The sequence below is a fragment of the Arthrobacter sp. G.S.26 genome, assembly GCF_050847375.1.
In the GTDB taxonomy this organism is placed as follows: domain Bacteria; phylum Actinomycetota; class Actinomycetes; order Actinomycetales; family Micrococcaceae; genus Arthrobacter.
The window spans coordinates 45,226-63,446 of the sequence record NZ_CP193752.1 but is presented as its reverse complement, the minus strand read 5'-3'; the positions used below and the strand labels follow the sequence as shown (position 1 = coordinate 63,446).

The following is an 18,221-nucleotide window of genomic DNA, read 5'->3' as shown; positions in this document are numbered from 1 at the left end:
TTATGCCCGGACCACGAGTCCTGATCGCCGGAGCAAGCATTGCCGGACCCGCGCTGGCGTTTTGGCTGCACCGGTATGGCTTCGAGCCCACAGTTGTGGAGCGCGCCCCGGAACTGCGGCGGGGCGGGCAAAACGTCGACGTCCGCGGGGCCGGCCGGGAAGTCTCGCGGCGCATGGGCCTCGAGGACAGCATCCGGGCCGCAACCACCGGGGAAGTGGGCACGCGGTTCCTGGGCCCCGGGGGGCAAACAGTGGCGGAGTTCCCGGCCGGAACCTCAGATTCAGGGGGCGCCACGGCGGAACTGGAAATCCTGCGCGGCGACCTGGCGGAAATCCTCGTCGACTGCACCCAACCCAACACTGACTACCGCTTCCGCGACAGCCTCACCGGCATCCGGGACGACGGTGATGGCGTCACGGTCAGCTTCGAAAACTCCCCCGACGAACGATTCGACCTGGTGGTCGCGGCTGACGGCATCGGCTCCGGCACCCGGCAGCTGGCGTTCGGGGACGAAGCCGAAATCCGCCCCCTGGGCCTGGAGATCACCTACGCCACCATCCCGCGGACCGCCGCCGACGACGACTGGTGGCGCTGGTACAACGCCCCCGGCGGGCGGTCCGTCACCTTACGGCCTGACAGCCAAGGCACCATCCGCGCCACCCTGAACCGCATTACCGACAAGGGCCGCCGGGAAGCCGGCTCCCGCACCCTGGAGCAGCAGCGAGCCAGGCTGCGTGCGCAGTTCGGCGACGCCGGCTGGGAAACGGGGCGTATCCTTGCCGCGCTTGACGACGCCGATGACCTGTATTTTGAATCAGTCGGCCAGGTGCTCGCCCCACGGTGGTCGAACGGACGGGTGGCCTTGCTGGGTGATGCGGCGTACTGCGCCTCACCGGTCAGCGGAATGGGGACAAGCCTGGCGATCACCGGGGCCTACGTCCTCGCGGGCGAACTTGCAGCACACCGCCACCACCTGGACGCGTTCGCCGGGTACGAACGGATCATGCGCCCGTACGTGAATCAGGCGCAGCAGTTGCCGCCGGGCACGCCACGCGCCGCCAACCCAAAAAGCCGGCTGGGCATTGCCGTGTTTGGCCTGGCCCTGAAGATTGCCGCGACTCCGTTCGCAGGCAGGGTGGGCAGCCGGCTCTTTACGCCTCCTGCGGACAAGATCGAGCTGCCGGACTACAGCCACTTGGAAGTCTGAGCAGGACGGACGACGACGGCGGCGGGCCACCATCCAAGGTGACCCACCGCCGTCGGGCTCCCGCAGCCGGCGCGGCCCTACTGAAGGTGCCGTTCTGCCGGGCCGTTGTATTCGCTCAGCGGTCGGATCAGCGAGTTTGATTCGAGCTGCTCCATGATGTGCGCGGTCCAGCCGGTGATCCTGCTGGCCACAAACAACGGGGTGAAGGTTTGGGTGTCGAACCCCATGAGGTGGTACGTGGGCCCTGCCGGGTAATCCAGGTTCGGCTTGATCGCCTTGGCTTCGTCCATTGCCGTTTCCAGGCCCTGGTACAGCCCCAGCAGCTCGGGCCGGCCATAGTGCGCGATCATTTTGTCCAGGGCCGTCTTCATGGTGGGCACGCGGGAGTCCCCGTGCTTGTAGACGCGGTGGCCGAAGCCCATGACCTTCTTTTTTTGGGCCAGGGCGTCCTCCATCCATGCCTTGGCACGGGCAGCAGCCTCCTCGAGGGGTTCGTCCGGGCGGATGCCGATCTCGTCGAAGGTGTGCATCACGGCCTCGTTGGCGCCGCCGTGCAGCGCGCCCTTCAGCGCCCCGATGGCACCCGTCACGGCGGAATGCAGGTCCGCGAGGGTGGAGGTGATCACCCGGGCGGTGAAGGTGGAGGCGTTGAAGGAGTGCTCGGCGTAAAGAATCATCGAGACGTTGAACGCCTCCTCCACTTCGGGGACGGCTTCCTCGCCGAAGGTCATCCACAGGAAGTTCGCGGAGTAGCCCAGGTCATCGCGCGGTTCCACCACGTCCTGGCCGTGCCGGCGGCGCTGGTCGTAGGCCACCACCGCAGGCATGGCGGCGAAGAGGTCGATCGCTTTGGCCATGTTGGCCTCGCGGGACTGGTCCTCGGCCTGCGGGTGGCGGGCGCCCAGGACCGAAGCCGCCGTCCGGCAGACGTCCATGGGGTGTGCCGATTCGGGCAACGCGTCGATCACCTGCTTCACCACGGGGTCCAGGGCCCGGCCTGCTTTCTCCCGCGCCGTGAACTGCGCCAGCTGCTCCGCGCTAGGCAGTTCCCCGTTCCACAGCAGGTAGGCCACCTCCTCGAAACTGCATCGGGCGGCGAGTTCCTGGACCGGGTACCCGCGGTACAGCAGCGAGTTGGTGTCCGAGTTGACCGCAGAGACGGAGGTGTAGTCCACCACCACGCCGGCGAGGCCTTTTTTGATGTCCTGTTCAGCCATGCTGAAACTCCTTTGTTCCTGTCGCCTGTCGGATGCCGGCCGGGGCCGGCGGTGGGTGCGGGTCAGTGCTTCCCGGGCACCTGGAAATTGAAGACCCCCGAGTCGAACCGGTTGTAGCCCTCATAGTCCACGAGGTCGTACAGCCGTGCACGGGTCAGCATGGCGCCAACCTGTGCTTCCTGCGTTCCGTCCGCCTTGATCGAGTCCAGCGTACGCTCGGCAGCGCCCATGGCACTACGGAGCAGGGTCACCGGATAAATGACCATGTTCACGCCCACGCCCTGGAGCTGGGTGGTGGTGAACAGCTCGCTTTTGCCGAATTCGGTCATATTGGCCAGGATGGGCACGTCCACGGCGTCCCGGATGGCCTGGAACTCGGCCAGCGTGGCCATCGCTTCGGGGAAGATCGCGTCCGCACCGGCGTCCACCAGGGCTTTGGCGCGGTCCTGCGCGGCCGCAAGTCCATCAACGGCCCGGATGTCCGTGCGGGCCATGATGAGGAAATTGGGGTCCCGGCGGGAGTCCGCCGCGGCCCGGATGCGTTTGGCGGCGGTGTCCAGGTCCACCACGTTCTTCCCGTCCAGGTGCCCGCAGCGCTTGGGGTTGAACTGGTCCTCGATGTGCAGTCCGGCCAGGCCGGCGTTTTCGATCTCCTGGACCGTGCGGGCCACGTTCATGGGCTCACCAAAGCCGGTGTCAGCGTCCACGATCGCGGGCAGGTCCGTCATCCGGGCAATCTGGCCGGCGCGCGTGGCCACTTCCGTGAGGGTGGTCAGGCCGATGTCCGGCAGGCCCAGGTCGTTGGCCAGGACGGCCCCGGAGATGTAGACGCCCTCGAATCCCTTTTCTTCAATCAGCCTGGCCGAGAGCGGGTTGAACGCGCCGGGGAACTGCGCGATGGTATCCGCCGCGAGGAGCTCCCGGAACCGGATCCGTTTCTGTTCGGGGGTCACAGCCGAGTACAGCATTTAGAACAGTCCCTTGGGTGCGCCGGCGGGGTTGATGATCCCCGGTGCTGCCTCGATGTTCAGCTGGTCCAGTTCGCCGGCGGCCAGTTCGGGCAGGCGTTCGACGGCGGCGAGGAACCTGTCGATTTCGGCCTCCTCAACGAGCCCGGCGGCAAGGGTACGGAACTTGTGCACGTACTGCTCGCGGGCGAACGGCCGGGCGCCGAGCGGGTGGGCGTCGGCCACGGCGATCTGGTCAGTGATGACCGTGCCGTCGTTCAGGGTGATCTCCACGGAACCGCCGAAGGCTTTCTCATTGATATCCAGCGAGTGGTAGCGCCGGGTCCACTCCGGGTCTTCCTCGGTGGACACCTTGTGCCAGAGTTCCACGGTGTCCGGCCGGGCGGCGCGTTCGGGGGCGTAGGAATCAACGTGATGCCAGGACCCGTCCTGCAGGGCCACAGTAAAGATGTACGGGATGGAGTGGTCAAGGGTTTCCCGCGAGGCCGTTGGGGAGTACTTCTGGGGATCGTTGGCGCCGGAGCCGATCACGTAGTGCGTGTGGTGGCTGGTTTTGATGAGCACGGAGGCCACGTTGGCGGGGTCGGTGGCCTCGGGGTGTTCGCAGTTCAGTTTCCGGGCAAGGTCGATCCAGGCCTGGGCCTGGTACTCGGCGGAATGTTCCTTGGTGTACGTGTCCAGGATGGCGCGCTTCGCTTCTCCGGGTACCGGCAGCGGGACCGTGTAGGAGGCGTCCGGCCCGTCCAGCAGCCAGGCGATCACACCGTCCTCGCCCTCGTAGATGGGCACCGGCGACGTCTGGCCGCGCATGGACCTGTCCACCGCCTCGACGGCCATTTTGCCGGCGAACGCCGGGGCGTGCGCCTTCCAGGTTGAAATTTCGCCCTTGCGGGATTGCCGGGTGGCAGTGGTGGTGTGCAGGCCCTGACCCACGGACTGGAAGATGGTCTCCACATCCAGGCCCAGGAGGGTGCCGATCCCGGCGGCCGCCGACGGGCCGAGGTGCGCCACGTGGTCGATCTTGTGCTTGTGCAGGCAAATGGCCTTCACCAGGTTCACCTGAATCTCATAGCCGGTGGCGATCGCCCTGACCAGGTCACGGCCGGAGGAGCCCACGTGCTGGCCCACGGCCAGGATCGGCGGGATGTTGTCCCCCGGGTGGGAATAGTCCGCTGCGAGGAACGTGTCGTGGTAGTCCAGTTCGCGGACCGCAACGCCGTTGGCCCACGCCGCCCATTCCGGGGAAACACGTTCCGCAATGCCAAACACCCTGGCGCCCTTCCCGCCCGTACTGGGGCCGTGCGTGAGCGCCTGCGCCCTGGCCGCGACGATCGGGGCCCGGTTCAGCGACGCGATGGCCACCGAGGCATTGTCGATGATCCGGTTGATCACCATCTCCGTCACCTCCGCGCTTACCTCGACGGGATCAGCTGCAACCACGGCGATCTTGTGCGCCAGCTGATCCTCGCGGGCAAGGTTTTCCTCGCTCCGGTAAACCCGGACGTGATGCTCCTGAACCATGGGACTCCTTCTAGGACGTGTGGGTTGCTTTGATGTGCGTAAGGCTGCGGTGCAGATGAAGTGTTACTGCTGCCGAGGCCAGGTGCGCATTGCGGTCCGCAATGGCCTCGGCAATGGCGGCGTGTTCCGCCGCGGCGGCGGTCAGCCGGCCGGCGTCGTCGGCCGCGAGCCGGCGGATCCGGACCAGGTGGACCCTAAGGCCCTGCATGGCCTGGGCCAAATAGGCGTTGGCAATGGCGGCATCAATGGCGGTATCCAGCCTGCCCACCAACGTGTAGTACCCGGCCAGCTCAAGCACGTCACCGGAGATCAGCAGTGGCGCGGCCAGCAGCTCTTCCTGCAGGCCGCGGAAGACGGCGGGATCCCCGCGTTCAGCGGCAAGCGCCGCCGCCCGGCATTCAAGGGTTTCGCGCAGCTCAAAGAGTTCGTCGATGGCCGCCAGCGGAACGCCCGTGACCACCAGTCCCCGCCCGCCGGGTGCGGCCAGGCCTTCGGCGGCCAACCGGCGCAGCGCCTCGCGCAGCGGGGTACGGGAGACGCCCAAACGCTCGGCCTGCTCCACCTCGGCGAGGACTGTACCGGGAGGCAGCCGCCCGTCGAGGATGTCCCCCCGCAGGCCGGTATAGGCCCTTTCGCTTGCACGCATATCCTCAGTGTATACACAGCGACCATCAGCAGCGAGGAAATCCGTCAATCACGCCACCTGTGTATACAAACTGAGACTTATTCGACGGCCGCGGTGGATTCGCGGACCAGCAGCCGGGTGGCGAGCTCAACCCGGCGCGAATCGGGGACCTCGCCCTTGACCTGGCGGAGGACCACCCGGAGTGCGGCCCGGCCGATCTCGCGCAGGGGCTGGGCAACGGTGGTCAGCGCCGGTACCGACTCCGCGCCCTGGCGGATTCCGTCAAAGCCCACCACGCTGAGGTCCTCAGGCACCCGGAGCTGCCGGCGCAGCGCCTCGGACATCACTCCGAGGGCGATCGTGTCGCTGGCGGCGAAAACGGCTGTGGGGCGTGGCTCCAGCCGGAGCAGTTCACCCAGCCGCCTGGCGCCGTCGTCGGTCCTAAAGCTGCCCGGGATGATCAGGCGGCCATCCACCGCCACCCCGGCCGCCCGCAGGGCAGCCAGGTACCCGTGCAGCCTGGCCTGGTTGCACTCCATGGATTCCGGACCGCTGAGGAACGCGATCCGCCGGTGGCCCAGGCCCAGCAGGTGGCTGGTGGCATCCTTGGCTCCCGTCCAGTCCGTCGAGCCGATGCTTACCACCTCGTCCGGCGGCGGATTGAGTGGATCGATGACCACTACGGGAACCCCGCGCCGGTGGAATGCGTCCAGTGGACCGTTGCCGAAGGCTGACGTCACCAGGATCAGGCCGGTCCGCCCCTGGTCCACAATGCGCTGGGCTCGCTGTTCCGGATTCAAGGGCCGGGAGCCGCCGGCGCCGATGGCAGTGACCAGCACCTCCACACCCTGGTCCGCGGCGTAGCCAAGGATTCCGGTGACCACCTCAGCCGTGTAGGCGGAGTTGAGCGAATCGAGCACCACTTCCACCACGGGAACGTCTGCCAGGGCGCGCCGCTGCTGCACCGGAGACCTGTAGCCGGTGCGGTCCAGCACTGCCAGGACCCTGGCACGGGTCGCGGCGGAAACGTCAGGCCTGCCGTTGATGACCTTGGAGACGGTGGAGGCCGACGCTCCCGCTTCATGGGCCAGCTGCGCCAGAGTCCACTTCGATTGCTCTTCCGCCATGACCAACCTTTCGAAAACATTCGCTGCTCAAATGAAGAAGACGTCCGTGGCATTGACCGGTTCAGCTTATTGGTAATAGATTTCAATAAGAGAAAAGCGTACATCTTTTCGAAATGTTTCGAAACTCTGAGTCAACGAGGACCTATGACCACTCCATCCCCGCTGCGTGTTGGCATGGTGGGCTACGCCTTTATGGGTGCCGCCCACTCACACGCCTGGCGCACCGCCCCCCGCTTTTTCGACCTGCCGCTCCGGCCCGAACTGACAGCAGTCGCCGGCCGGAGCGCAGCCTCGGTCGAAGCCGCCGCAGCCAAAATGGGCTGGGCTTCGGTGGAAACTGACTGGCAGCGGCTGCTGGAGCGCGACGACATTGACCTGATCGATATCTGCACCCCCGGCCATACGCACGCCGAGATTGCCATCGCCGCCCTGTCCGCCGGCAAGCACGTGCTGTGCGAGAAGCCCCTCGCCAATACGGTGGCCGAGGCTGAACAAATGACGGCGGCTGCTGCGGCCGCGGCCCGGAACGGCATCTTCGCCATGTGCGGGTTCACCTACCGCAGGACCCCTGCCCTCGCGCTGGCCCGGCGTATGGTGGCCGAAGGCAGGCTGGGTACCATCCGGCACGTCCGGGCGCAGTACCTTCAGGATTGGCTCAGCGATGCGAACGCCCCCATGACCTGGCGGCTGGACAAGTCGAAGTCAGGCTCCGGCGCACTCGGGGACATTGGCGCCCACATTGTCGACGCCGCGCAGTGGATCCTGGGCCGCCACATCACCGGGGTGTCAGCGCTGCTGGAGACGTTCGTCCCGGACCGTCCGCTCGGCGGAGACCTCGTGGGGCTCGGTGGCCACGGCAATACGGCGGCCGAGGGACCGCGGGGAACCGTCACGGTGGACGACGCCGCGATCTTCACGGCACGGTTCGACGGCGGGCCGGTGGGCGTCTTTGAGGCCACCCGGATGGCACTGGGCCGCAAGAACGCGATGCGGCTTGAATTCAACGGCACCAAGGGCTCGTTGGCCTTCGACTTCGAGGACAACAACGTTCTGTCCTATTACGACGCCGCCGAAGGCCCGGATGCCGGGTTCCGCCGGATCATCGTTACCGAGCCCGAGCACCCTTACGTGGGTAGCTGGTGGCCCACGGGCCATGGGCTGGGTTACGAACACGGCTTCACACACCAGGTGGTGGACCTGGTCACCGCCCTTGCGGCCGGCCAGCAGCCCGAGCCCTCCTTCGCCGACGCACTCCAGGTGCAGCGCGTCCTGGCGGCTGTGGAGGCCAGCGCCGGGGCGTCGTCGCAATGGCACAGCGTCTGAACCAGACCCACCAGCAATCCCGACAGATCCATGCAGTTAGAGGAATATTAATGACCTGCAGCAAAAATGCACTTGTGGTCCGCGGCGGCTGGGACGGCCACCAACCCGTCGAAGCCACGGAGCTCTTCATCCCGTTCCTGGAAGAAAACGGCTACACCGTTCGCGTGGAGGAATCCGCCAAAATATATGCCGATCCGGAATACATGGCCGGGGTGGACCTGATCGTCCAGTGCATGACCATGTCCACCATTGAGCAGGATGAGTTTAGGGGACTCCGGGCGGCCGTCGAAAGCGGCACCGGGCTGGCCGGCTGGCACGGCGGCATCGCCGATTCCTACCGGAACACCTCGGACTACCTGCACCTGATCGGGGGCCAATTCGCCTGCCATCCTGGCAAGCACGCCGACGAACTCAAGGGTGAACAGGCAGACAACTACGTGCCGTATACGGTGAACATGCTCCCCGCGGCTGCTGGACACCCCATCACCGAGGGCATCGCCGATTTTGAGCTCGAAACCGAGCAGTACTGGGTCCTCTCGGACGATTACATCGACGTCCTGGCCACCACCACTCAGAAGGCCCGGTCCTGGGACCCTTGGCAGCGGGAAGTGACCTCCCCCGCCATCTGGACCCGGCAATGGGGTGCCGGCAGGATCTTCGTCAGCACACCGGGTCACCGCGTGGAAGTCCTCCAGGACACCAACGTCCGGACCATCATCGAAAGGGGCATGCTGTGGGCAAGCCGTTGAACATCGGAATGGTGGGCTGCGGCGCCATCAGCACCCAGTACCTGGCCACCTTTACCAAGGACGACTCGATCCGCCTGGTGGCCGTGGCGGACATCGATCCTGCCCGCGCACAGGCGGTGGCCGATGCCCACCCGGGCGCCCGCGCCGTCGGGGTCGGGGAACTACTGGCGGATCCCGCGGTGGATGTGGTGCTGAACCTGACCATCCCCGCCGTCCACGCCGAGGTGGCGCTCCAAGCCATTGCCGCCGGTAAGGGCGTCTACGGCGAGAAGCCGCTGGCGGCAACCCTGGCCGAGGCCAAGGATGTCCTGGCCGCGGCGGATGCGGCTGGCGTTGTGGTGGGCTGCGCGCCGGACACCGTCCTCGGCACGGGCATCCAGACGGCGCGGAAAGCGATCGACGACGGCCTGATCGGCCGGCCGGTGTCTGCCATGGCCATGATGGCAACGCCGGGACACGAATCCTGGCATCCGAATCCGGACTTCTACTACCAGCCCGGCGGCGGGCCGCTCCTGGACATGGGCCCGTACTACGTCAGTGCACTGGTGAACCTGCTGGGCCCGGTGGTGTCAGTGACCGGCGCCGCCAGCCGGACCCGGACCGAGCGCATCATCGGCTCAGGCGCCCGCGAAGGCGAGGTGATTCCGGTGGCCGTTGACTCGCACGTCGCAGCCATGTTGACGCACGCCGATGGTGCCATCTCCACCTTGGTGATGAGCTTCGACGCCGTGCGCACCAAGGCGCCCAACCTCGAAATCCACGGCGAGCGCGGCTCGCTGGTGGTCCCGGATCCCAACCGGTTCGACGGCGATGTTGAGCTTTTCGCGCTGGGCGCCGCCGGCTGGGAGGTGCTTCCGGTGTCAGCAGGCTTTGTGGACGCAGGACGGGGCGCCGGCCTGGCGGACCTCGCCGCCACCCCGCCCGGCAGCGAGCCGCGGGCAGGCGGCCGGCTGGCCTACCATGTCCTGGAGGTTATGGAGTCGGTCCTGGTGGCCGCCGGGACGGGCAGGACCGTGGCTATTGAAAGCACCGCGGCGCGGCCAGCCCTGGTTCCCTTGACGGTCCCGGAGCCTGCGGTCAGCTGAGGCCGCGGTGGTCGCTGCGGGCAATCCGGTTCCGGCCCAGCGACTTGGCCGTGTACAACGCCGCGTCCGCTGTGACGATCACGTCGTCGATGTCAGCGGTACCGGCGTCGTACGTTGAAATGCCGTAGCTCACGGTGGGCATCACCATGCCGTCCACCGTGGGCGAGGCAGCCAGCCGGCGGCTGATTTCCCCGGCGATCAGCTCCGCCCGTTCGGCGCTGGCACCGGGGATAAGGATGACAAACTCCTCGCCGCCGTACCGCCCCGCCAGGTCGGTGGTCCGTACGGTGTCCGTGCAGGCGGTGGCGAAGGCCTTCAGTGCGACATCCCCGGCCGCGTGCCCAAAGGTGTCGTTGACCGCTTTGAAGTGGTCCAGATCGGCCAGGATCAAGGCACCGGAGCCTCCCGTGATGGCCCGGTCGGACAGCTGTTCAGCGGCCAGGTCCAGGAAGGCCTTCCGGTTCAACAGGCCGGTCAGGTCGTCGCGGGTGGCCACCACGCGCAGGGCCCGGGTCTGCTGTTCGCTGCTGAGGGCGGCCATGCTGAAGGAGACCACCACCAGGAGCACCATGGTGATCATGGTGGTCACGGCTGAGCCGAAGATGGTGGTGAAGGTGGGGCCGTTCTGGCCTTCCAGCAGGAAGGCCACCCAGCGGAGGAAGTAAAACAGGGCCAGCCCGCCCGCAGCCGTGGCCATGGGGATCCGGACGCGGGAGTAGCCCGGTTCAAGGCGCCACAGTTCGCGGGAGCCCAGGCCGATGGTCAGGGCCATGGCAAACAGGAACACGGGGCCGCCTGACCACACGTTGGTGGCCGGGTTGTCCAGGACGGAGGCCACCAGGGTGACCACGGGGATTGCCGCGAAGGCCCACTTGTTCGGCGCAGCTGTCCGGAGCGAACGGGCCCCGGCCCACACGGCCACGCCGCCGTGCACCAGCAGGGTGTTGCCCAACGGATTGGCCCAGACCTGGTGGGCGGTGCCGTCCAGCAGGAAGCACGCCGAGCCCGCCAGGAAAAACAGCAGGGCCACACACCACCAGCCACTGTACGGCGAGCGCGTCACCCGGTAGGCGGAGAAGTAAAAAAGCACAACGAGGGCCAGCGCCATTATGCCGAATGAGAGCCGGAGGGTCTCCGTATCCAAAACCATGTCTTCGAGGTCCCCCAAACTCCGCCCGCCCGTGCCCCCAGTATGGCACTGCACACGTTCCGGGAGCAGCAGCGCCTGCTCCGGCACGCTGGTCCGGCAGGCTGTGCCTGCCGGGGAACCATTCCGCCGGACCCGGCGTTGAAAGCAGCATGGACGACCCTCCTTCACACATGCCCTGGCCCCTCTGCCATCTGACCGGATTACCGGCCACCACGGGAGAGGGGCGCCGAAATGTATGAATGGATCATGCTCGGCATCGGCCTCGTCCTGACTGTCGGCACCGGATTCTTCGTTGCCTCGGAATTCGCGCTGGTCAACCTTGACCGGCACGACCTCGAATCCCGGCAGACCCGCGGCGAGAAACGCCTGGGCCCCACCATCAAAGCCCTCCGGATCACCTCAACGCACCTGTCCGGCGCGCAACTGGGCATCACGCTCACCACGCTGCTGACGGGCTACACGTTCGAACCGGCCATCAGCCGGATGCTTAGCGCTCCCCTGACGTCGGCAGGCGTACCCGAGGCCATTGTGCCGGCCGTCGGCTCCGTGGCCGGCATCTTCCTGGCCACCATCTTCTCCATGGTGATCGGCGAACTGGTCCCCAAGAACTTCGCCCTTGCGCTGCCCCTGGCCACCGCCAAGGTGGTGGTGCCGTTCCAGACCCTGTTCACCACCGTGTTCAAGCCGGTGATCCTGCTGTTCAACAACACGGCGAACAACATCATCCGCAGCTTCGGCATCGAACCCAAGGAGGAACTCTCCGGCGCCCGCAGCGCCGAGGAGCTCAGTTCCCTGGTGCGCCGCTCCGCCGTCGAGGGCGTCCTGGACCAGGACCATGCAACCCTCCTGCACCGGACACTGCGGTTCTCCGAGCACAGCGCGGCGGACGTGATGACCCCGCGTGTGCGGATGACCGCCGTCGGAATCCAGGACTCGGCGGAGGACATCGTCGCCCTGGCCACTGCCACTGGATTCTCGCGTTTCCCCGTGATCGGCAGGGACCGGGACGACGTGGTGGGGGTGCTGCACGTCAAGCAGGCCTTCGCCGTGGCGCTGGCCGAACGGCCCGCCGTCCGGGCTGAACAACTCATGATCGATCCCATCCGCGTCCCCGAATCCATGGGCGTGGACACACTCCTGGGCCTGCTGCGGCGCCAGGGCCTGCAGGTGGCCATCGTGTCGGACGAACACGGCGGCACCGCCGGGATCGTCACCCTGGAGGACCTGGTGGAAGAGATTGTGGGCGAGCTGGAAGATGAACACGACCGTGCCCGGGTGGGTGTGGTCCGCACCGGCCGCTCGCTGACCTTTGATGCGGCGCTGCGCCCCGACGAGCTCCTGGACCGGACCGGGGTTGAAGTCCCGGACGGCGGGGAGTACGACACTGTGGCCGGTTTCGTCACGGACCGGCTGGACCGCATCCCCGAGCTCGGTGATGAAGTGGAGCTCGACGCCGGCACGCTGCGGGTGGAGCGGGTAGTGGGCACGCACGTGGAACGGCTCCGGTTCACCCCGGCCGGCGCAGGAGCGGCCGGCAGCGCCCACGACAGAATCATCGACGACATCACGCAGGAGCTGACCCATGAGTGAGTACCTTCCCGGCATCATCTGGCTTGTTGTCCTCCTGGTGGTGAATGGCTTTTTTGTGGGCGCCGAGTTCGCCGTCATTTCGGCGCGCCGCTCCCAGATCGAGCCCAAGGCCGAGGCCGGCAGCAAGGCCGCCAAAACCACGCTGTGGGCCATGGAACACGCCACCCTGATGCTGGCCACGAGCCAGCTGGGCATCACGGTCTGTTCCCTGGTGATCCTCAACGTTTCCGAACCTGCCATCCACCACCTGCTGGAGATCCCGCTGGGCCTGACCACACTCTCCGGCGAAGCGATCGGTGTCATCGCGTTCATCGCAGCGCTGCTCCTGGTCACGTTCCTGCACGTGGTGCTGGGCGAGATGGTGCCGAAAAACATCTCGTTCTCGGTCCCCACCCGTGCGGCCCTGATCCTGGCACCGCCGCTGGTGCTGGTGGCCCGGATCTTCAAACCGGTCATCTGGACCCTGAACGGCATTGCCAACTCCATCCTGCGGCTGTTCAAAGTGGAGCCCAAGGACGAGGCCACCAGCGCCTACACCCTTGATGAGGTGGCAAACATCGTGGCCCAGTCCACCCGGGACGGCATGTTGAAGGACACCACGGGCGCCCTGACCAACGCCTTCGAGTTCACGGCCAAAACCGTGGCGGACGTCCAGGTGCCGCTGGCGGACATGGTGCTCCTGCCGCAGTCCGCCACGCCCTTCGACATCCAGCAGGCGGTGGGCCGGCACGGCTTCTCCCGCTACATCCTTACCGACGGCGCCGAGGAACCCGCAGGGTACCTGCACCTCAAGGACGTGATGGACCTGGTGGCGCCCGGCACGTTCGACGCGCCGGTGCCGGCCAAGCGGATCCGGCGCCTGGCGTCGGCGTTCGCAGGGGCGGAACTGGAGGACGCGCTGGCCGCCATGCGGCGCACGGGCGCGCACGTGGCCCGCGTCTTCGACGCGCAGGGCCGGACCACCGGCGTGCTGTTCCTCGAGGACATCATCGAGGAGCTGGTGGGCGAAGTACAGGATGCCACCAGCGCCTGACCTGCGCAAATGGGTGGTGCGGCGCCAACCGCGCCACCCGTTTGTGCACTCAACTTTCTCGCCGCAGGGGCTGGCCGACGACGGCGGGCGGCGCTAGAGTGAAAAGCGTCCGCCACCGCGCGGGCACACTAAGGAACGGGCCTCGAACAGGCCCCGGAGGATGGGAGGTGGTTTTGATGACTGCAGTTGTTGCGCGCCGCGCGCGCCCCGCCATCAACCGCCATTTCCTCCCCTCCCGCACCTGCGCCGCCTGAGCGGCGCCCGCAGCGGCATCCACGCCGGACAGTGGCAGGGGACCTTTTCCGAAGGTAACCACCGTGAACAACCCTTTGCCCAGCACCGCCGCAACTTCCGGCGGCCCCATCAACTACGGCTACGGCCCCCGGGCCGCAGCCCACTTCGAGAACAACCCGCTGCCGGGTGCCACCGGCCGCGGCCGGGTGGTCCGGGTGGACCGAACACTCCTCTTAGTGGCGTCTGAGGAGGGCACCGCCCATCTGCCCTACCCGCTGACCGGGGAAACCGCCGTCACCGGGGACTGGGTGTGGACCGGGCCCAACCGGGCCGGTCCGCACCAAATCCTCGGCATCCTGCCGCGCCTGACAGAGCTCAGCCGAAAACGCGCCTTCGAGGATTCCTCCGAGGCCCAGGTCCTCGCCGCCAACATGGACGTGGTGGGCGTGGTGGTGCCGGTGGACCGTCCGCTGACCCATAACCGCCTGGAACGGACCCTGGTGGCCGCCTGGGATTCGGGGGCCACTCCCCTGGTGATCATCACCAAAGCGGACCTTGCCGACGTGGCGGACGACGTCGTCGGGAAGGTCATCCTGCAGGCCGCCGGCGTGGACGTGGTCACCACCTCCGCTGAAAATGGCGACGGCATCGACGCCTTGCTGTCCCACCTGCCCGGGGGCCGCACCATCGTGTTCCTGGGGCCTTCCGGCGCCGGAAAGTCGACCCTCATCAATGCCCTGGCAGGCAGCGAGGTGCAGCACACCGGGGACGTGCGGGCCGGCGATTTCAAGGGCAAGCACACCACCACGGCCCGGGAGCTGATTCCCTTGCCCAATGGGGCTGTCCTGATGGACACCCCCGGAGTGCGTGGTTTCGGCCTTTTTGATGCTGCCGACGGATTAGGGGAAATGTTCGGGGACGTGGCGGAGCTGGCCGGGAGCTGCCGGTTTGCGGACTGCGCCCACCGGACCGAGCCTGGCTGCGCTGTGCAGGCCGCCCTTGCCGACGGCAGCCTGGCCGAACGCCGCTGGCTCAGCTACGGGAAGATGCAGCGCGAGCTGGCGGCCCTGGCCCGCCGCAGTGATGTGGCGGCGCAACGCGCCTATTACCGGGAATGGCACCAGAAGGTGGTTTCCGCCGGGACCTCGCAGCGCTCGGCTGAACGCGGGCTGGCGGAGAGACAGGAACGGTCCAGCGGGAAGAACCGCCGCGGGCGGCGGTGAGGCGATCAGCAGCCACCGTCAAGGACTGCCACTGTTGACAACTAATTACAACGTTATAAATTTGGGTTTGAGACCAATCACATGACCGCCGGGCAGGGCGTTCGTCGCGGAAGGATTTGTTGTGCCCACCAGGCCGGAACACATCACCAGGACCAGCACGCCCACACGCACCGGTCCGGGTTCCTTCCCCCTGCACCAGGTCCGCCTCCTCGACAGCGACTTCAAAGCGGCGCAGGAGACCTCCGTCAGATACGTCCTGTCGCTCGAAGCGGACCGGCTCTGCGCCCCGTATCTCCTGGCGGCAGGCCTGGAAAGCCCGGCCCACCCTTACGGCAGCTGGGAGTCGGAAGGCATGGGCGGCCACATCGGTGGCCACTACCTCTCCGCCTGCGCCAAGCTGTTCGCCGCCACCGGCAACCCGGAGCTGCTGGCCAATGCCAGATACGTGCTCGGGGTCCTGGTCCGGTGCCAGGACGCGGCAACGGACGGGTATGTGGGTGGCGTTCCGGGCGGCCGGGACCTGGGGAACCAGCTGTCCCGTGGTGAGGTCGATGCGGACCTGTTCACCCTCAACGGCAGATGGGTTCCGCTGTACAACCTGCACAAGACCCTGGCCGGGCTGCTGGATGCCCATCAGTTTGCCGGTCTCACGGACGCACTGGAGGCGGCCACCGCCCTGGCGGACTGGTGGCTGGGCGTTTCCGCCCGGCTGGACCAGCCTGCCTTCGAACGGCTCCTGCGGACCGAGTTCGGCGGAATGAACGACGCCTTCGCTTTGCTGTGGGGCTTCACGGGTGATGACCGGTACCTGGCGGAGGCGCACCGGTTCGCGCACCGCAGCATCCTGGATCCCCTGGCGGCGTACCAGGACCGACTGGACGGGCTGCACGCCAATACCCAGATCCCCAAGGTGGTGGGGTACGCGCGGCTGGCCGCCGGCACCGGCGATCCGGCGTATCCCCGGGCCGTGGACACCTTCTGGGATTCAGTGGTGTCCAAGCGTTCGGTCTCCGTAGGCGGGAACAGTGTCCGCGAGCATTTCCACCCGGCAGCCGACTTCTCATCGATGGTCCAGGACCCGCAGGGACCGGAGACGTGCAACACCTACAACATGCTGAAGCTGGCGCAGCTGCGGTTCGAGGCCTCCGGCGACCCGGCCGCCATCGACTTCTATGAACGCGCCACGTACAACCACATCCTGTCCTCGCAGCATCCTGCCAGCGGCGGCCTGGTGTACTTCACACCCATGCGCCCCGGGCACTACCGCGTATATTCGAAAGCGCAGGAGTCGATGTGGTGCTGTGTGGGGTCCGGGTTGGAGAACCATGCCCGCTACGGCGAGCTGATCTACAGCCACACAGACACCGACCTCCTGGTCAACCTCTACATCCCATCCACGCTGGACTGGACAGAGCGCGGACTTACGGTCCGGCTCGAAACCGACTTTCCGGGTTCCGGCCTGGTCACGCTGACCATCACCGCTGCTGCTCCGGTGGACGCCACCGTCCGGCTGCGCAGGCCGGGCTGGGCCACGGCAATGACGGTCGACGGCGGCGGGCAGGGAAGTACCCAGGCCACCCCTCCGGCCGAGGCCGGGGACGTCCGCCTTGTCCGCCGCTGGGCCGGCACCTCTACGGTCAGGATCCGGCTGACCGCGGGATTCCAGGCGGAGGCGCTGCCGGACGGGTCCCACTGGGTCTCCTTCCGGTACGGCCCGATGGTCCTGGCAGCCCGGGGCGGCACTGATGGCGTCCCCGGATTCGAGGCCGCTGACCAGCGCATGGGACATGTCGCCGCGGGAACCTTGAAGCCACTGGCCGGAACGCCCGTGGTACCGGATCCGGAGGCCCTCTCCCGGCGCCGCACCCCATCCTTCGCGGCCGAGCTGGACGTCATCGATCCGGCAGGACAGCCTGCCACGGTCATCCTGGAGCCCTTCCACCGGATCCACGACTGCCGCTATACCGTGTACTGGCCTACGGGTGAACCGGCAGAGCTGCGGACCAGCCTGCAGGCCCTGGATCGGGCCGCCGCCGGGGCAGCCCGGGTGGTGGATGCCGTTGCAGCCGGAGAGCAGCAGCCCGAGGCGGACCACAAATTCGCGGGGAAAGACACCGTGGCCGGGGGCGCCGGAGGGCTCCATTGGCGGGACGCCGGCGGCTGGTTCTCCTATGTCCTCACCGATCCGGCGAACCGGGCCATAATCCTGCGGGTCCGCTTCCTGCCCGGCGACGCGCACCACCACATCCTGCGGCTGAACGGGGCGCTCCTGACCGGTCCGGCCCAAGGGCCCGACGACGGCGGCCCGCCGGCCAGCGACTTCGACATCACCGGCGTGGCACGCAACGGGGACGGGCTCGTCTTCACCGTTACGGCCGTCCCGGGCTTCCGCACGGGACGCCTTGTGTCCGTCCAGTTGGTCAACGGCCTGGAGTAGGGTTCGGTCATGGACATCATTCTGGTTCCCGGATTCTGGTTGGACGCTTCCTCGTGGGACGAGGTGACACCGGCCCTGGAGGCCGCCGGCCACCGTCCACACCCCCTCACTCTGCCCGGCCTGGAATCACCCACCGCCAATCGGGAGGGCATTGAACTGCACCACCACGTGGATGCAGTCGTCGAAACAATCGACGCCTTGTCCGGGCCGGTGGTGCTGGTGGGCCACTCCGGCGGTGGTGCTGTCATCCACGGGGCAGTCGATGCCCGGCCGGACCTGGTGGCGCGGGCCATCTATGTGGACAGCGGGCCCCTCGGCGAGGGCGGCGTGATCAATGACGAACTGCCATCCGAAGGTCCGGACGTTCCCCTTCCGCCCTGGGACGCTTTCGAGGACGCGGATTTGGTGGATCTCGATGACCGGATCCGCGCCAGCTTCCGGGAGCGCGCCATCCCCCAGCCAAAAGGGGTGGCATTTGGCCGGCAGCGCCTGCACGATGACCGGCGCTACGAGGTTCCCGTGACCGTCATTGCCTGCGAGTTCCCGTCGGCGGTGCTCCGCGAATGGATGGCGGCGGGGCATCCGTTCGTTGCGGAGCTGGCCCTTGTGCGCGAGGTGGAATATGTCGACCTGCCCACCGGGCACTGGCCGCAGTTCACCCGGCCGAGGGAACTGGCGCAGGCAATTCTGGCGTCTGTGGACGGCAGCGCCGGCTAGATTGATCCGCGGCT

General features: G+C 67.2%; 15 protein-coding genes. 9 read left to right on the top strand and 6 right to left on the bottom strand.

Annotation, left to right across the window (positions count from 1 at the left end; translation table 11 throughout):
- The first annotated feature begins 2 nt into the window (after nt 1–2).
- Nucleotides 3–1,208, top strand: coding sequence for an FAD-dependent monooxygenase (locus tag ACRB8A_RS00300; protein ID WP_432245364.1), 1,206 nt, complete (start codon nt 3–5; stop codon nt 1,206–1,208).
- A 77-nt stretch (nt 1,209–1,285) separates the two neighbouring features.
- On the opposite strand, the gene ACRB8A_RS00295 is transcribed toward ACRB8A_RS00300, so the two are convergent.
- The 5 genes from ACRB8A_RS00295 to ACRB8A_RS00275 all read right to left on the bottom strand — a co-directional run bounded on the left by ACRB8A_RS00295 (nt 1,286) and on the right by ACRB8A_RS00275 (nt 6,666).
- Nucleotides 1,286–2,425: a bifunctional 2-methylcitrate synthase/citrate synthase gene (locus tag ACRB8A_RS00295; protein WP_432245363.1), complete on the bottom strand. Its 1,140-nt coding sequence runs from the start codon at nt 2,423–2,425 to the stop codon at nt 1,286–1,288.
- 62 nt (nt 2,426–2,487) lie between these two features.
- Entirely contained in the window at nt 2,488–3,393 is a 906-nt protein-coding gene (gene prpB / locus ACRB8A_RS00290) for a methylisocitrate lyase (RefSeq protein ID WP_056599477.1), read from the bottom strand.
- On the bottom strand, nt 3,394–4,914 hold the full coding sequence (locus ACRB8A_RS00285; RefSeq protein WP_432245362.1) for an MmgE/PrpD family protein: 1,521 nt from the start codon (nt 4,912–4,914) through the stop codon (nt 3,394–3,396).
- Between the two features lie 10 nt (nt 4,915–4,924).
- Nucleotides 4,925–5,560 (bottom strand): GntR family transcriptional regulator, encoded by a 636-nt coding sequence (locus tag ACRB8A_RS00280; protein WP_050686893.1) that lies wholly within the window; start codon nt 5,558–5,560, stop codon nt 4,925–4,927.
- Between the two features lie 77 nt (nt 5,561–5,637).
- Nucleotides 5,638–6,666, bottom strand: coding sequence for a LacI family DNA-binding transcriptional regulator (locus ACRB8A_RS00275; RefSeq protein ID WP_432245361.1), 1,029 nt, complete (start codon nt 6,664–6,666; stop codon nt 5,638–5,640).
- Between the two features lie 144 nt (nt 6,667–6,810).
- Here ACRB8A_RS00275 and ACRB8A_RS00270 point away from each other — a divergent pair, with 144 nt between their 5' ends.
- The 3 genes from ACRB8A_RS00270 to ACRB8A_RS00260 are packed head-to-tail and all read left to right on the top strand — an operon-like array spanning nt 6,811 to nt 9,823.
- Nucleotides 6,811–7,989: a Gfo/Idh/MocA family protein gene (locus ACRB8A_RS00270; protein WP_432245360.1), complete on the top strand. Its 1,179-nt coding sequence runs from the start codon at nt 6,811–6,813 to the stop codon at nt 7,987–7,989.
- A gap of 50 nt (nt 7,990–8,039) precedes the next feature.
- Nucleotides 8,040–8,738: a ThuA domain-containing protein gene (locus ACRB8A_RS00265; RefSeq protein ID WP_432245359.1), complete on the top strand. Its 699-nt coding sequence runs from the start codon at nt 8,040–8,042 to the stop codon at nt 8,736–8,738.
- Nucleotides 8,723–9,823 carry a Gfo/Idh/MocA family protein gene (locus ACRB8A_RS00260; RefSeq protein ID WP_235504724.1) on the top strand — a complete coding sequence of 367 codons (1,101 nt, stop codon included), beginning with the start codon at nt 8,723–8,725 and terminating at the stop codon, nt 9,821–9,823. The genes ACRB8A_RS00265 and ACRB8A_RS00260 overlap by 16 nt, the downstream gene beginning before the upstream one ends.
- Here ACRB8A_RS00260 and ACRB8A_RS00255 read toward each other — a convergent pair.
- Complete coding sequence (locus tag ACRB8A_RS00255) at nt 9,816–10,973, bottom strand: GGDEF domain-containing protein (RefSeq protein ID WP_050686901.1); 1,158 nt, start codon at nt 10,971–10,973, stop codon at nt 9,816–9,818. The genes ACRB8A_RS00260 and ACRB8A_RS00255 overlap by 8 nt on opposite strands.
- Before the next feature lie 231 nt (nt 10,974–11,204).
- On the opposite strand from ACRB8A_RS00255, the gene ACRB8A_RS00250 reads away from it, so the two are divergent.
- The 5 genes from ACRB8A_RS00250 (at nt 11,205) to ACRB8A_RS00230 (ending at nt 18,207) form a co-directional block, all read left to right on the top strand.
- Nucleotides 11,205–12,563: a hemolysin family protein gene (locus ACRB8A_RS00250; protein WP_056599461.1), complete on the top strand. Its 1,359-nt coding sequence runs from the start codon at nt 11,205–11,207 to the stop codon at nt 12,561–12,563.
- The gene (locus tag ACRB8A_RS00245) at nt 12,556–13,596 is read left to right on the top strand and encodes a hemolysin family protein (protein ID WP_050684624.1); all 1,041 of its coding nucleotides are present in this window, start codon (nt 12,556–12,558) and stop codon (nt 13,594–13,596) included. The genes ACRB8A_RS00250 and ACRB8A_RS00245 overlap by 8 nt, the downstream gene beginning before the upstream one ends.
- A gap of 317 nt (nt 13,597–13,913) precedes the next feature.
- The gene (rsgA, locus tag ACRB8A_RS00240) at nt 13,914–15,053 is read left to right on the top strand and encodes a ribosome small subunit-dependent GTPase A (RefSeq protein WP_432245358.1); all 1,140 of its coding nucleotides are present in this window, start codon (nt 13,914–13,916) and stop codon (nt 15,051–15,053) included.
- Between the two features lie 121 nt (nt 15,054–15,174).
- Nucleotides 15,175–17,490: a beta-L-arabinofuranosidase domain-containing protein gene (locus tag ACRB8A_RS00235; RefSeq protein ID WP_432245357.1), complete on the top strand. Its 2,316-nt coding sequence runs from the start codon at nt 15,175–15,177 to the stop codon at nt 17,488–17,490.
- A gap of 9 nt (nt 17,491–17,499) precedes the next feature.
- Nucleotides 17,500–18,207, top strand: coding sequence for an alpha/beta fold hydrolase (locus ACRB8A_RS00230; RefSeq protein WP_050684617.1), 708 nt, complete (start codon nt 17,500–17,502; stop codon nt 18,205–18,207).
- Nucleotides 18,208–18,221 lie beyond the last annotated feature (14 nt).